12 protein-coding genes are annotated in these 14,559 nt (G+C 38.5%); 9 read left to right on the top strand and 3 right to left on the bottom strand.

Annotated features, from left to right (window positions below; all coding sequences use genetic code 11):
- Nucleotides 1-299 precede the first annotated feature (299 nt).
- From AAC388_RS01790 to astE, 7 genes are all read left to right on the top strand, one after another.
- A complete protein-coding gene (locus AAC388_RS01790) occupies nucleotides 300-1,733 on the top strand; it encodes an amino acid permease (protein WP_032052635.1) in 1,434 nt (477 codons plus the stop codon).
- Between the two features lie 1,032 nt (nucleotides 1,734-2,765).
- Nucleotides 2,766-4,037 carry a Glu/Leu/Phe/Val dehydrogenase gene (locus AAC388_RS01795; protein ID WP_005078412.1) on the top strand — a complete coding sequence of 424 codons (1,272 nt, stop codon included), beginning with the start codon at nucleotides 2,766-2,768 and terminating at the stop codon, nucleotides 4,035-4,037.
- Between the two features lie 136 nt (nucleotides 4,038-4,173).
- Complete coding sequence (locus AAC388_RS01800) at nucleotides 4,174-5,388, top strand: aspartate aminotransferase family protein (protein ID WP_032042554.1); 1,215 nt, start codon at nucleotides 4,174-4,176, stop codon at nucleotides 5,386-5,388.
- 18 nt (nucleotides 5,389-5,406) lie between these two features.
- Nucleotides 5,407-6,438, top strand: a complete 1,032-nt coding sequence (gene astA, locus AAC388_RS01805; protein WP_002116871.1) for an arginine N-succinyltransferase — start codon at nucleotides 5,407-5,409, stop codon at nucleotides 6,436-6,438.
- The gene (gene astD / locus AAC388_RS01810) at nucleotides 6,438-7,907 is read left to right on the top strand and encodes a succinylglutamate-semialdehyde dehydrogenase (protein ID WP_005804573.1); all 1,470 of its coding nucleotides are present in this window, start codon (nucleotides 6,438-6,440) and stop codon (nucleotides 7,905-7,907) included. Before astA ends, astD begins: the two co-directional genes overlap by 1 nt.
- A gap of 18 nt (nucleotides 7,908-7,925) precedes the next feature.
- The gene (gene astB / locus AAC388_RS01815; RefSeq protein WP_174725311.1) at nucleotides 7,926-9,269 is read left to right on the top strand and encodes an N-succinylarginine dihydrolase; all 1,344 of its coding nucleotides are present in this window, start codon (nucleotides 7,926-7,928) and stop codon (nucleotides 9,267-9,269) included.
- Nucleotides 9,270-9,281: 12 nt separating this feature from the next.
- Entirely contained in the window at nucleotides 9,282-10,256 is a 975-nt protein-coding gene (gene astE, locus AAC388_RS01820; protein ID WP_202744819.1) for a succinylglutamate desuccinylase, read from the top strand.
- Between the two features lie 60 nt (nucleotides 10,257-10,316).
- Here the strand turns inward: astE and AAC388_RS01825 are convergent, their stop codons facing one another.
- A complete protein-coding gene (locus tag AAC388_RS01825; protein ID WP_075383154.1) occupies nucleotides 10,317-11,111 on the bottom strand; it encodes a hypothetical protein in 795 nt (264 codons plus the stop codon).
- 585 nt (nucleotides 11,112-11,696) lie between these two features.
- On the opposite strand from AAC388_RS01825, the gene AAC388_RS01830 reads away from it, so the two are divergent.
- Together AAC388_RS01830 and AAC388_RS01835 are read left to right on the top strand one after the other, a co-directional pair.
- Nucleotides 11,697-12,005, top strand: coding sequence for a hypothetical protein (locus AAC388_RS01830; protein ID WP_005078399.1), 309 nt, complete (start codon nucleotides 11,697-11,699; stop codon nucleotides 12,003-12,005).
- Between the two features lie 35 nt (nucleotides 12,006-12,040).
- The gene (locus AAC388_RS01835) at nucleotides 12,041-13,396 is read left to right on the top strand and encodes a S8 family serine peptidase (RefSeq protein WP_342371126.1); all 1,356 of its coding nucleotides are present in this window, start codon (nucleotides 12,041-12,043) and stop codon (nucleotides 13,394-13,396) included.
- 102 nt (nucleotides 13,397-13,498) lie between these two features.
- On the opposite strand, the gene AAC388_RS01840 is transcribed toward AAC388_RS01835, so the two are convergent.
- Both AAC388_RS01840 and AAC388_RS01845 read right to left on the bottom strand, forming a co-directional pair.
- A complete protein-coding gene (locus tag AAC388_RS01840) occupies nucleotides 13,499-13,933 on the bottom strand; it encodes a hypothetical protein (protein WP_202732967.1) in 435 nt (144 codons plus the stop codon).
- A 95-nt stretch (nucleotides 13,934-14,028) separates the two neighbouring features.
- Nucleotides 14,029-14,448 carry a hypothetical protein gene (locus tag AAC388_RS01845; protein WP_202732966.1) on the bottom strand — a complete coding sequence of 140 codons (420 nt, stop codon included), beginning with the start codon at nucleotides 14,446-14,448 and terminating at the stop codon, nucleotides 14,029-14,031.
- Between the last annotated feature and the right edge of the window lie 111 nt (nucleotides 14,449-14,559).

Raw genomic sequence — 14,559 nt, forward strand, 5'->3', positions numbered from 1 at the left:
TAAATAGTAGGTTTATTATATGGTGATCTGCTGTATTTAAAGTAGGCATAACCAGTAATGTATATAAATATTATATTTAAAAATAAATGGGTTTTTCTAATACATAAATTATAGAAATAATATAAGATTAATTAAAATACAGTTATAGCTATAAAAAAATATAACTAAATGTTTTTACTATATATTTTATTTTTACCTGAAGGGCTTGGTTAAAATAAGTTCACTATTCAAAGATAATTGCATATTTATTTTTTTCTCCTAAAATGATTTTTTACTAAATTGTCGTTACAGTTTTTTATATGCAATCATTAAATTATCGGAATAATGATGCATCGCAACATGGAAGTTCTGCACCTTTGAAACGAGCAATGAGTACTCGACATTTGGTGATGATCTCCCTTGGCGGTGCCATAGGTACAGGTCTTTTTTTAGGGTCTGGTGATGTAATTTCCCAAGCAGGCCCAATTGGCGCAATTATTTCTTATTTTTTGGGCGGTTTAATTGCCTATACCGTGATGTTATGTCTTGGTGAGCTTGCGGTTCATGTACCGGAATCAGGTTCTTTTGGTGAATACGCCCGCCGTTATATTGGTCCGGGTACGGGCTATATGATTACTTGGCTCTATTGGTTAACTTGGACTGCAACTTTGGGGACTGAATTTACTGCGGCAGCTTTATTGGTGCAGGAGTGGTTTCCATCTACCTCAGTATGGGCTTGGACTCTTTTTTTTGGTGCCTTAGTTTTTTTCCTTAATATTAGTTCAACTCGATTATTTGCCGAATCTGAATTCTGGTTGGCCCTCGTCAAAGTTGTCACTATTATTTGTTTTATTGGTTTAGGTCTACTGGCAATTTTTGGTTTTATTCCTTACCACGGACATGAAACAGCGCCATTATTTAGTAATCTAACTGCTCACGGTTGGTTCCCAAACGGTCTCTTCCCAATTTTTGCTACTATGCTGATTGTTAACTTTGCTTTTTCGGGCACAGAATTAATTGGGGTAGCGGCGGGGGAAGCTGAGAATCCAGCACAGACAGTTCCTAAAGCAATCAATGCGGCTATTTGGCGTTTACTGATTTTCTTTGTTGGTACAATTGTGGTGATTAGTTCATTACTGCCGTTCCAGCTTGCAGGCCTTAGTGCAAATGAAGTAAGTAATAGTCCTTTTGTGACGGTATTTAACTATATTGGTATTCCATACGCAGAAGATATTATCCGCTTTGTAATTATTACGGCTTTACTTTCTGCTGCAAATTCTGGGTTGTTTGCTGCTTCGCGTATGATGTGGTCGCTTTCGGCGAAAAATCAGTTACCAAAAATATTTTCTAAATTAACTCCTTCTGGAACACCGATTGTTGCCATTACCGTAACTATGTTTGGTGCAATTCCTGGGTTGCTTTCAGAACAATTCGCGCCAGAAACAATTTTTAAGAATTTGTTGGGAGTAGCTGCTTTTACGATGGTTGTGGTTTGGATTGCGATTTGCGTTTCACAATTTAACTTCCGTAGACAGTGGTATAAGTCAGGTAAAACAGCAAAAGATTTACGCTTCGCGGCACCTCTTTTCCCTCTTACTCCAATTGTAGGTGGGCTGTTCTGTATCGTTACCTGTATCAGTATGGTGTTTGACCCATCTATGCAGGTTGGTTTTATCTGCTGCATTATTTTTATCATTTTATGTTATGCAAGCTACTTCATTTTTTATCGAAAGAAAGATCTAGTGCAAAGCTAAGCTTTTTAGTCGAAAAATGTGTTTTTAAAGGTCCCGAAAGGGGCCTTTTTTTGTGCCTTAGGGGAACTACAAAAGAAAGAATTTCTGTATTTTTTTTAAAAATGAAGTTTTATTTTTGATCATGAAAACAAATATTGTTTTATAAAATTACCATTTATCGGATTCTTATTAATATTTATTTATTATTAATAGTTGATTAAGTCTATGTTTAGCTTGGTTATTTGATAAAGAGGTTTTTGGGTTTTTATAAAATATGAATTAGAAATGGACTTATTATAGATTTAATGTAGAGAGGGTATAATTTTTTGACAAATTCATAAAGGTGATTAATTTTTAAGTTATTGTTATTTATGATTTTAATTTGGTGTATTTTTTTAAATTATGATTTTATGTTTTCTATAAATTTTTTTTATTAAAGTTAAGCTTTTTTTAATATTTGTTGTTTTTTTATTATAAAGATTAGTGCGATTTGATTATTTTTTCTCTGCTTATTTATTTTAAAATGTTCTAAATGAGTGTGCTCTATGCTATATTTATTGGAAGATTTTATAGCTATGTTCCGGCTTAATTTTAAGCGGTGTGTGTAGAGATAATTAATCTGTAGCATTATTGAACAATGTTTATTTTTAAAAAGACTAATGGAGGGATCTATCGATTAGTCAAAATAATTTTTATGGACATATGATTTTTTTATAAATCATCGTTCTTTTTAACTCCCAAACGGTTATGCCATTTCTTTTGTATTTATATTTCAGCCGACTGGATTAAGTGGGTTGTGGTTAAACTTTGCTTTTATAAAGATAGCTTTATAAACAGTAAGTTACATAAAAGAAAGCTTGTAAAAGATATCGATATATAAAAGTAGATCATACTTTTAGTATCAACAAATGGAATTTAAAAAATCTAATGCTTTAGAAGAGCAGAAGGTTTAGTAAATAAACTAAGACTTTGTTATTGCAAGGTTTTGGTTGCTGAATAATAAAGACTACGGATTTATCAAATCTGAGTCTATGAAGGTATATAGGAAAAAAGATGTCAGATCTTTCATACGTAAACGAACATAGCGATGCATGGCAAACTTACTTGGCACAAATTGACCGTGTAGCGCCATATTTAGAACACTTAGCTGATTATATCGATACTTTAAAACGTCCTAAGCGTGCGCTTATTGTTGATGTGCCAATCGTGATGGATGACGGTTCGATCCAGCACTTTGAAGGTTACCGTGTACAACACAACTTGTCTCGTGGTCCGGGTAAAGGCGGTGTTCGTTACCATCCAAATGTTGATTTGAATGAAGTGATGGCGTTGTCTGCATGGATGACAATTAAAACTGCTGTTTTGAACTTGCCATTTGGTGGTGCAAAAGGTGGTATCCGTGTTGATCCGCGTAAATTATCAACTCGTGAATTAGAGCGTTTGACTCGTCGTTATACGACTGAAATTGGTCATATTATTGGGCCTCAAAAAGATATTCCTGCTCCAGACGTTGGTACGAATGCCAATATCATGGGTTGGATGATGGATACTTATTCTACTAGCCAAGGTCACACGGTAACTGGTGTTGTAACTGGTAAACCAGTTCACTTAGGCGGTTCTTTAGGTCGTGTGAAAGCAACTGGTCGTGGCGTATTCGTTACAGGTCGTGAAGTAGCAGCAAAAATTAATTTACCAATTGAAGGCGCGAAAGTTGCTATTCAAGGTTTTGGTAACGTAGGTAGTGAAGCAGCTTTCTTATTTGTTGAATCAAAAGCGAAAGTTACACACGTTCAAGACCACACTGGCACAATTTTCAATGCTGATGGTATTGATCTTGAAGCATTACGTGATCACGTAAATGCAAATCAAGGTGTTGGTGGTTTTGCTGGTGCGCAATCAATTGCTGACGAAGATTTCTGGACAGCTGAAGTTGACATTATTGTTCCAGCTGCATTGGAAGGCCAAATCACTGTTGAACGTGCTCAAAAACTTAAAGCTAAGTTGATTTTAGAAGGCGCAAACGGCCCGACATATCCTAAAGCTGAAGATGTATTAGTTGAGCGTGGCATTGTTGTAGTTCCTGACGTGGTATGTAACGCCGGCGGTGTAACTGTAAGTTACTTCGAATGGGTTCAAGACATGGCGAGCTACTTCTGGAGCGAAGAAGAAATCAACGAACGTTTAGACAAGTTGATGGTTCAAGCTATGGAAGATGTTTGGAATACAGCAAACAGCAACGCTTGTACTTTACGTACAGCAGCTTACATCTTGGCATGTGAGCGTATCTTAAAAGCTCGTAAAGAACGCGGTATTTTCCCAGGCTAATCTGCGAAAATTACTTTTAGAAAAAGTGGTCTGAACAAATATAAAGGATGTTATAGGGTTTATTTGTTCAGTCCCTTTTTCTGAATTATTCAAATTTAAGTGTTATCGAATATATTAAATAAATACTGAGGTAAGCATGGAACAGCCAATTTCTGTAACTCGAAGCAACTTTAACGACTGGATGGTTCCAGTTTTTGCACCGGCAAATTTCATTCCAGTACGTGGCGAAGGTTCACGTATTTGGGATCAAGAAAATAAAGAATATATCGATTTTGCAGGCGGGATTGCAGTAAACGCATTAGGTCATGCGCATCCAGTGGCAGTAAATGCTTTAACAGAACAAGCAACAAAACTTTGGCACGTTGGTAACGGTTATACAAATGAACCGGTTCTACGCCTTGCAAAACAACTCACTGAAAATACATTTGCAGACAAGGTTTTCTTCTGTAACTCAGGTGCAGAAGCGAACGAAGCAGCATTAAAACTAGCTCGTAAAGTTGGACTAGACAGCGGTATTGCTGGCAAAAGCGGCATTGTGGCATTTAACAATGCTTTCCATGGCCGTACCTTATTTACCGTTTCGGCGGGTGGTCAACCTAAATATTCACAAGACTTTGCACCACTTCCAAATGGTATCAACCACGTTGCCTTTAATGATTTAGAAGCTGCAAAAGCGGTCATTAATGAACAAACTTGTGCCGTGATTGTTGAACCGATCCAAGGTGAAGGCGGGGTAATTCCAGCTGATATCGAGTTTTTAAAAGGCTTAAGAGCACTGTGTGATGAGTTTGGTGCCTTACTGATTTTTGATGAAGTGCAAACAGGTGTTGGCCGTACAGGTGCACTATATGCCTACATGAACTCTGGTGTTATTCCAGATGTGTTAACTACTGCAAAAGCACTAGGTGGTGGTTTTCCAGTAGGCGCAATGCTAACAACCGATAAGTTTGCTCTGCATTTTTCTGTCGGTACACATGGTACGACTTATGGTGGGAACCCGTTAGCGAGTGCGGTAGCAGGTGCAGTATTTGAGTTTATTAATACGCCTGAAGTACTTGAAGGTGTAAAACATCGTCATCAATATTTCCTAGACGCATTAAATAAATTAAATACTGAATACCCGATTTTTGAAGAAATTCGTGGTCAAGGCTTACTCATTGGTTGTGTATTAAAAACTGAGTATGCAGGCAAAGCGAAAGACATTACGACTTGGGCGGGCGAAGAAGGTTTGCTTGCTTTAATCGCGGGACCAAACGTGGTTCGTTTTACACCGTCTCTAATTATTCCTGAACAAGATATTGATGAAGGAATTGCTCGTTTAAAACGCGCATTGGCAAAGTTGGCTAAATAAAAAAAAGGAAAGCTAGCCATGATGATCGTCCGTCATGCCGAGTTTCGAGACCTTGAAGATATTTATAAATTAGCAGGTAAGTCAGGTGTAGGCCTGACTTCCTTGCCACAAAATATGGATACACTTTCGGCTCGAATTTCACGTACTCGCAATACTTTAAATGGCAATGTCCACAAAAGTGAACAAGGTTATCTGTTTGTTCTTGAAGATACAGAAGCTCAACGTGTTATTGGGTTAAGTGCAATTGAAGTTGCTGTAGGGCTCATTGAACCTTGGTACAACTTTCATGTTGGTACTCAAGTACACGCTTCAAAAGCATTAAATGTGTATAAGTCATTACCTACTTTATTTTTAAGTAATGACAGAACAGGTAGTAGTGAACTCTGTACATTATTTTTAGATCCAGAGCGTCGTGAAAACCAAAACGGTAAATTCTTATCGAAGATCCGTTTTATGTTTATCGCTGCCTTTAAGCAATATTTCGAGAAAAAGTTAATTGCTGAAATGCGTGGTTTCTCAGACGAAAATGGATGTTCTCCATTTTGGGATGCGATTGGTCACCATTTCTTTAATATGGATTTTTCAACAGCAGACTATTTGAGTGGAATTGGGCAAAAAGTATTTATTGCAGAGCTTATGCCACGTTTCCCAGTCTATGTAGATCTCTTGCCAAAAGATGCGCAAGAGGTAATTGGAAAAATGCATCCACAAACTTTACCTGCTTATCATGTGCTTGAGTCGGAAGGCTTACGCTATCAAGGATATGTCGATATTTTTGATGCTGGTCCAACTATTGAAGCCAATATTGATGAATTGCGAGCAGTAAAAGAAAGTCAGTTACTAAACGTCAAAATTACAAGTGAAGCTGCGGTCGGTAAGACCCAATATCTCATTGCCAATGATAATTATCATGACTATAAGGCAATGTTGTTAAAGCTTGATCTTGTTGATAACACAATAAATTTAACACATGAACAAGCTGAAAAACTCGGTGTACAAGAAGGTCACGTTGTTCGTGTGTTATCACTAAATCCAATGGAAGTATCCTGATGTCAAACTCTTTATTTATAAACGGTGTCTGGTTACAAGGCAGCGGTGCAACATTTGAAAAAACAAATCCAGTTGATAACCAAACTGTATGGTCAGGTGCCGAGGCTACTGCTACTGATGTAGAGCAAGCTTGTCAGGCAGCGCGTACTGCGTTTCCAGCTTGGGCGCGTTTACCACTTGCAGAACGTGTAGCGATTGTTGAAAAATTCGCCGCTTTGCTTGAAGAAAATAAAAAGCATTTAGCAGAAGTCATTAGCCAAGAAACCAGTAAGCCATTTTGGGAAACGTTAACTGAAGTTCAATCAATGATTGGCAAGGTTGCGATTTCGATTCGTGCTTACCACCAGCGTACAGGCGAAAGCTCAACTGAAATGGCTGATGGTGTGGCATCTTTACGTCATCGTCCGCATGGTGTACTTGCGGTTTTCGGTCCATATAACTTCCCGGGCCATCTACCAAATGGGCATATTGTTCCTGCATTACTTGCTGGCAACACAGTTGTATTTAAACCAAGTGAATTAACGCCATGGACTGCTGAAGAAACTGTAAAACTTTGGCAGCAAGCTGGTCTGCCAAATGGTGTGATGAATTTGGTGCAAGGTGGACGTACCACGGGTGAAGCACTAGCTGCTTCACATGAAATTGATGGTTTATTGTTTACCGGAAGTGCAAACACTGGTTATCACTTGCATAAGCAAATGGCAGGTGCACCTGAAAAAATTCTTGCGCTTGAAATGGGCGGCAATAATGCATTGATTATTGATGAAATTGTTGATGTTGATGCAGTAGTTAATCTTGCTATTCAATCTGCTTTTGTTTCGGCAGGTCAGCGTTGTACATGTGCGCGCCGCATCTTGGTAAAAAATGGTGCTGAAGGTGATGCATTTATTCAACGTTTTGTTGAAGTTGCTAAAAATCTAAAAGTTGGCCGTTGGAACGACGAACAACAACCATTTATGGGTGGGGTAATCTCGTCAGTTGCTGCAACAAACATGATGAATGCTCAGCAAAAGTTACTTGAGCTGGGTGCAAAAAGTTTATTAGCCATGACGCGTCCTCAAGAAGACAGTTCTCTACTTACTCCGGGTATTGTTGATGTCACAGGCGTGAAAGATATTCCGGATGAAGAATATTTTGGCCCGCTTACCACCATTCAACGTTATGACAACTTTGATGAAGCATTAAAAATTGCTAACGCAACTCGTTTTGGCTTGTCAGTTGGTTTGGTTTCACCAAAACGTGAACTGTTTGATGACTTACTCATTGAAGCACGTGCCGGTATTGTGAATTGGAATAAGCCGTTAACTGGCGCTTCAAGTGCTGCACCGTTTGGTGGTGTAGGGGCATCAGGTAATCACCGCGCGAGTGCTTTTTATGCTGCCGACTATTGTGCTTGGCCAATGGCATCACTTGAAAGTGACAGCTTAACCTTACCAGAAAAATTATCTCCAGGGATTGTGTTGCCTTAAACACTAGGGAAAGAAAAAATGAAAGGATATGAAGTAAATTTCGATGGTTTAGTGGGACCAACACATCACTACGCGGGTTTGTCGTTTGGTAATGAAGCATCGACAAAAAACCGTAATAATACCTCGAATCCAAAATTAGCAGCTAAACAAGGTTTGCTAAAGATGAAAGCCTTGGCTGACATGGGAATGAAACAAGGTGTACTTGCTCCGCATGAGCGTCCACATGTTCCAATGTTACGCCGTTTAGGTTTTACAGGTGATGACATTAGCGTTGTTGCTCAAGCAATGCGTCATTCACCTGAACTATTGTCATCTTTAAGTTCAGCTTCTCCAATGTGGACTGCTAATGCAGCTACCGTTTCACCTTCGGCAGATAGCCAAGATGAGCGCGTGCATTTTACAGCAGCGAACCTGAACAATAAGTTTCACCGTTCAATTGAAGCTGAAACTACAAGCCAAGTTTTACAAGCGATCTTTAAAAATGAACGCCACTTTGTACACCACGAAGCATTGCCACAAGTGGCTTTGTTTGGTGACGAAGGTGCAGCCAATCACAACCGCTTAGGGGGTGATTATGCTAAGCGCGGTGTTCAGGTGTTTGTTTATGGTCAACAACATTTAAATAATGGCTTGCCAGGACCAAAACGTTATCCTGCTCGTCAAACGCGCGAGGCAAGTGAAGCTATTGCACGTTTGCACCGTTTAGATGATGCGCATACCGTTTTTGTTCAGCAAAATCCGGATGTAATTGATCAGGGCGTTTTCCATAACGATGTGATCGCGGTAAGTAACCAACAGGTTTTATTCCACCATCAACATGCCTTTTTAAATCAAGATCAGGCCTTTGCTGAAATTCGTCAAAAAATGGCAAGCATCGGTGAAGACTTTATTTCAATTGAAGTCCCTGAAAACCGTGTTACCGTTGACGATGCCGTAGCAACCTATTTATTTAATAGCCAAATTTTGACTCGTCCAGATGGTGGAATGACTATTGTTGTACCGGAAGAGTCTCGTCAAAATGCAGCAGTCTGGGGCTATTTAAATGACATGATTCAAATGGGCTCACCAATTGATGCTATTCAGGTATATGACTTACGTGAAAGTATGCGTAATGGTGGTGGTCCAGCTTGTCTACGTTTACGCGTAGCTTTAAACGAAACTGAATTAAATGCTGTAAATCCAAAAGTTCTTATGAATGATCAATTGTTTGGCACACTCAATCAATGGGTAGATAAACACTATCGTGATCGTTTAGCACAAGAAGATTTGGCTGATCCGCATTTGTTAATGGAAAGCCGTATGGCACTTGACGAACTAACCAAAATTTTAGGTTTGGGTTCGGTTTATCCTTTCCAAAAATAATGAGGAGGTGACATGCAAGATTTTCTAGCATTAACCTTACAAGGTGAGCAGCCTACAACTCGCGAAGGAAAACAAGATAATTTTTCTTGGCGTTGGGTAGGCGAGGGAATTCTTGAGTGTACCCCAAACGCACAGTACGACAAAGCTGTCGTACTGTCAGCTGGAGTGCATGGTAATGAAACAGCACCAATTGAATTATTATCTCATCTTTGCACGGACTTATTTGCGGGGCGTTTAAACCTTGCTGTGAGGTTGTTGCTTGTATTGGGTAACCCTTATGCAATGCGTCAAGGTAAACGCTATGTGCATGACGATGTAAATCGAATGTTTTGTGGTGGATATAAAACTCTAGCCGTGACTCAAGAATCAAAGCGTGCTGAAGTTTTAGAGCAAGTTGTCACAAACTTCTTTCAAGAAAGTGCAAGTGACGCTAAACGCTATCACTATGATTTACACACAGCAATACGTGCTTCATTGTTACCAACGTTTGCTTTATTTCCTTATCAAACGCATGGCTATGATGCTGATTTAACAGCAAGTCTTGAGGCAGCCGATTTAGATGCTTTGGTTTATCACAATGCAGTAGGTAAAACATTTACACATTTTACGAGTGAGAACTTTAAAGCGGCAAGCGCTACTTTAGAGTTAGGCAAAGCCTTACCATTTGGACAAAATGACTTGAGCCAGTTTGCTGCAATTGACGAAGTCATTCGTAATGTAGTTTCTGAACAAGCATTACCACCACGTAATAAAACAAAAATTCGGGTCTTTAAAGTATCTGATTCTTTAATTAAAAAAGATGAAGACTTCCAGATGAATTTATCTGCTGAAGCTCCGAATTTTTCGACTTTTACCAAAGGTGAAATCATTGCAACTCAACCTTCTGGTAATTATGTGGTTGAGCAAGATCAGGTCTGGATTTTATTTCCAAACCCAAATGTGAAGCTTGGTTTACGTGCAGGCTTAGTTTTAACTGAAACGAGTTGAATACTTGATTTTTGAGAAATAAAAAAGGGCAATTAATTGCCCTTTTTTATTTCTAACGGATTAGTTATTACCGAAAAGGCCTTTAATAAAAGATTTCTTTTCAGCTTTTTGTGTAGTCGCTTGAGCGCCTGCATTTACGTTTGCATTTGCATTAATACCAGCAACATTAACACCAACGTTTACACCTGTTTGAGCGTTAACTCCATGAGCTGGTTGAGCTGCATTTAATTTTGCTTGAGCATCAGCTTTAGTGTCAGCTACAAACTCTTTTTGCTCAGCTTGGTTTTGAGCTACACGAGTTTTTACAGCATCTACATGCGCTTGAGCATTAGCTTGTTTTTCAGCAGTAAACTCTTTTTGATCTGCTTGTTTTTCTGCAACTTTAGCTTTTACAGCATCAACCCCTGCTTTTGTATCAGCTTTCGCTTCAACTGCTAAGTTTTTAGTACCGTTTGCAGCTTTAGTCGCTACATTTTTAGTACCTGTTACTGCTTCGGTAGCAAAATGTTTAGTACCAGTTGCGGCTTTAGTTGCTACATTTTTAGTACCTGTCGCAGCTTCGGTAGCAAAATGTTTTGTACCATTTGCAGCTTTAGAAGAAAGTTCAGTCACTTTTCCTGTTGTTTTTTTTGTTGCTTTAACTGTAGTGTCAGCCGCTACATGACCAGCATGCTTCGCTGAGCTACCTACATTATGAGCAGTATTTTTGACTGTGTTGGCTACGCCACTAACAAGACCACCCGGTTGTACATTTACTTGAGCAGAAGCACCTGCATTAACGCCCGCACTTTGTGCAAAAATAGAGGCAGAAGCAAGAACACTTGCAGTAACGATAGCTGTTTTCATCATTTTCATTGCGATATCCTTCAAAGAATATACCCTTTTAGTGAGGTATTTCATAAACGCAAACGAATCATAGCCAAGGGAATATAGTCTTGTGAACTGTCTTCATCAAAATGTTACAACAGTGTTACGTTGAGTAAACAGACTAGGGATAAATTGTGAAGATTAATAAAAATTAATAATAAAGTGAAAAAGAACATTTATTTGTTAGATATTCTAATTAGACTCTCTTGTCTTTCCTTTTTTAAAAAATATCCTTTAATTTTTCTCTTTCGGTTTTTCTCGACTTGTCCTTTATATCTTTAAATGTGATGTGAATCTAATTATTTATTAGAGGAAACGGCATAATTATTGCTTATTATGAGAATGGAGTGTTTTTTTAGCACTTTTTTGAACCATATTCTGCCAGAAATATAAATGTACAGGGCAGAACTGTATTTTTGCTTATTCGGGAAAAGGTACTTTAGCTTTTCTCAGGTTTGTATATTTCATGAAATAGAAATTTCACATGAAATATATTGAAAGAAATAGCGCTTTATTTCGAATAATCAAAAATAAAAATAGATATCTATAAACAAAAAAACAGAGATATGACAGATGAAAATTATTGCTTCCCTTCTTGTATTGGTCGGCTTGGTCGCCGTTGTTCTCTATCTTAAGCCGACAAGTGGTGCATCTGATGTGTTCAATTCTGCTTTACATGAGTCGAATTCGCCACAACCAGACACATCTTCCTTTCTTTCTAAACTTAAGGAGCCTACTCAACCTAAAAATTTATCTCAACATTCAACTCATCCTCAATCGGTATCAGCTGATACCGTTCCTTTTTATGACACAAAAAGTGATCTTTCTATTCAACCGATTGATCCAGAAAAAGATCCAGCAAATGAAATAAAAGCGAAATAAGCAAATTGTTAGTTGAAAAACTACGGAGAAAAATAATGCAAAGTAAAACGTTATTTCTATTAGGTCTATGTACGATATTAAGTACAACTGCATCCGCTCTTCCTTTGGATTCTCAAAGTGCTAAACAGCGGTTAAATCAAGCAGCAAAACAAAAAGTATTTCAGGGCAAAATTGATTTGGATGCCTTGGTCAATAATGATTCGAATGATTTAATCGTCGAATACAATATTCCTTCGGTGAGTGTGCCTTCCAGTTTAGAACGGCGGAGTTATATTGCAACAAATAAAAAGAATATACAGGCAAGGTTTAACCGTGCTGGTGGTGTCCAAGTACTTCGGGACTACAATAATTTACCTTTAGCTTTCTATCGAATTAGTAATCGCGAAGCTTTGGTGACTTTATTAAATGATCCAAATGTTAAAGCAGTTTATCCGAACCGTATTAACCGGACTACGACCAATGAAAGTTTACCTTTAATTAATCAACCACAAGCCAATACCAATGGTTTTACGGGTGAGGGCTCTAGTGTGGCAGTGATTGATACAGGTGTGAATTATCTTCACTCTGATTTTGGCTGTACGGCAGTGAATACACCATCAAGCACATGTCGAGTGGTTTATTCATTTGATAGTGCACCAGATGATGGCGCTTTAGATGATGATGGACATGGGAGTAATGTTTCAGGCATTGTGTCTAAGGTTGCTACCAAGACCAAAATTATAGGCATTGATGTTTTTAGAAAGGCCAGATCCCAAGGTAAGTGGGTAAGCACAGCTTATGATAGTGATATCCTCGCAGGGATTAATTGGGCTGTAAATAATGCACAAACCTATAATATTAAAGCAGTCAACTTAAGCCTTGGCGTACCGGGTGTTAAATATACCTCGGAGTGTAGTGATAGTAGTTATGGAACTGCATTTGCCAATGCGCGAGCTGCTGGTGTGGTACCTGTAGTCGCTTCAGGCAATGATGCATTTTCAGATGGAATTTCATCTCCTGCCTGTGTTGCTGGTGCAGTAAGAGTGGGGGCTGTTTATGATAGTAATATTGGTGGTGTGTCATGGGGGAACCCTGTGAAATGTTCGGACCCGACCACAGCAGCGGACAAAGTAGCGTGCTTTAGTAATGGTGGCAGTCTTGTGACCTTATTGGCACCGGGAGCAATGATTACGGCAGGTGGCTACACTATGGGAGGTACATCTCAAGCGACACCGCATGTGGCTGGTGCAATTGCTTTATTACGAGCAAATCGTGTGAGTCCAACAGAAAGTATTGATCAAACGATTAGTCGTTTAAAAACGACAGGTAAACCAATTACTGACCCAAGAACGGGTTTGGTTTTCCCGCGTATTGATTTGCTGGCAGCAACAAATGGTTTGACTATTAATTAAATAGCTTATTTATAATTTTTAAATTAGGTCCAAGAAATTTTTAAATAGCTATAACCCGTTGCAAAGGGTAACTTCTGCAACGGGCTTTTTATGAAAAAAGTATTAATTACACTTTGCTAGATTCGCTGGATTAAAGTTGCTTTGGAGTTTTTTGAAATTATTTTGAATTTCTGGATCTTGAATATTAAAAGTCGTTGAGCTTTTGGTTGTAGAGTTGGTTGCCTGATTTAATATGCCTGATTCATCAGGATACTGCATAGTCGATGAGGTCGCTGAAAGCAGACCATTATTATTAAAAGTCCAGTGCTCAGTTACATGTCCGCCCCCTAAATAGCCAGTAAATTCAATCATACAAGCCTGTTTATCTTGTTTAATAAGTTTGGCTACATTACCTGTAGTAGAAGGATAAGCCTCGATATTCGTATCTTGTTCTAAAACTTGTGCCTGAGAATAAGATGAAGAAGGAGGTGTAGAGGTCGCACATGCAGTTAATGTTAAGCAGCATAGTGTTGAAAAGAGGAGTTTTTGACTATTCATAAGGCAGATTCCCAGCTTTCTTATAGTTAATGACATTATTTCTAGATGAATATCTGTGTTTATAAGCGCGCGAAGTTATCGCGCTATCCAAAAAATTAGTTAGCTGTTGTGCTCGATTTACTTAACTCACCTTGCTCAATCGGGATATTTTCACCATTTCGGCTACTGGTAATATTTTGTTTGGCTTGTTCTATTTTCTGTTCAGTAAATACTTTGGCTGTATCTGCCTTTTGTTGAACGACTTCTGCTTTTTCAGCAGTAAATTCTTTGGTGTTTTGCCATTTCTCACTAATTTTATTCGATGTTTTTTCAGAAGCACCTTGAATAGAGTTTCCTAAATTTTTTATGCCTTTGCCTGTTTTATATAACAGTACGCGCCCTAAGCTAGGATTGTCACCATAAGGTTGTGTTTTGGGTGTTGTTTCAACAACTTGTTGTGGCTGTGTTGTTTCTGCAAATAAGGTTGATGAAGCCAATATAGAACTTGCAACGCATAACACTTGTAAGGTTTTCATATGGATCAATCTCCCCAACCAGAATCAAAAGATGAAGTGGTGATCTTACTGTTAAAAATAAAGCTTGTACTGCAATGAGATAAAACCCATACGATTTGATTACGATAAATC

The sequence above is a fragment of the Acinetobacter sp. D009 genome (assembly GCF_038562025.1).
Taxonomy (GTDB): domain Bacteria; phylum Pseudomonadota; class Gammaproteobacteria; order Pseudomonadales; family Moraxellaceae; genus Acinetobacter; species Acinetobacter pittii.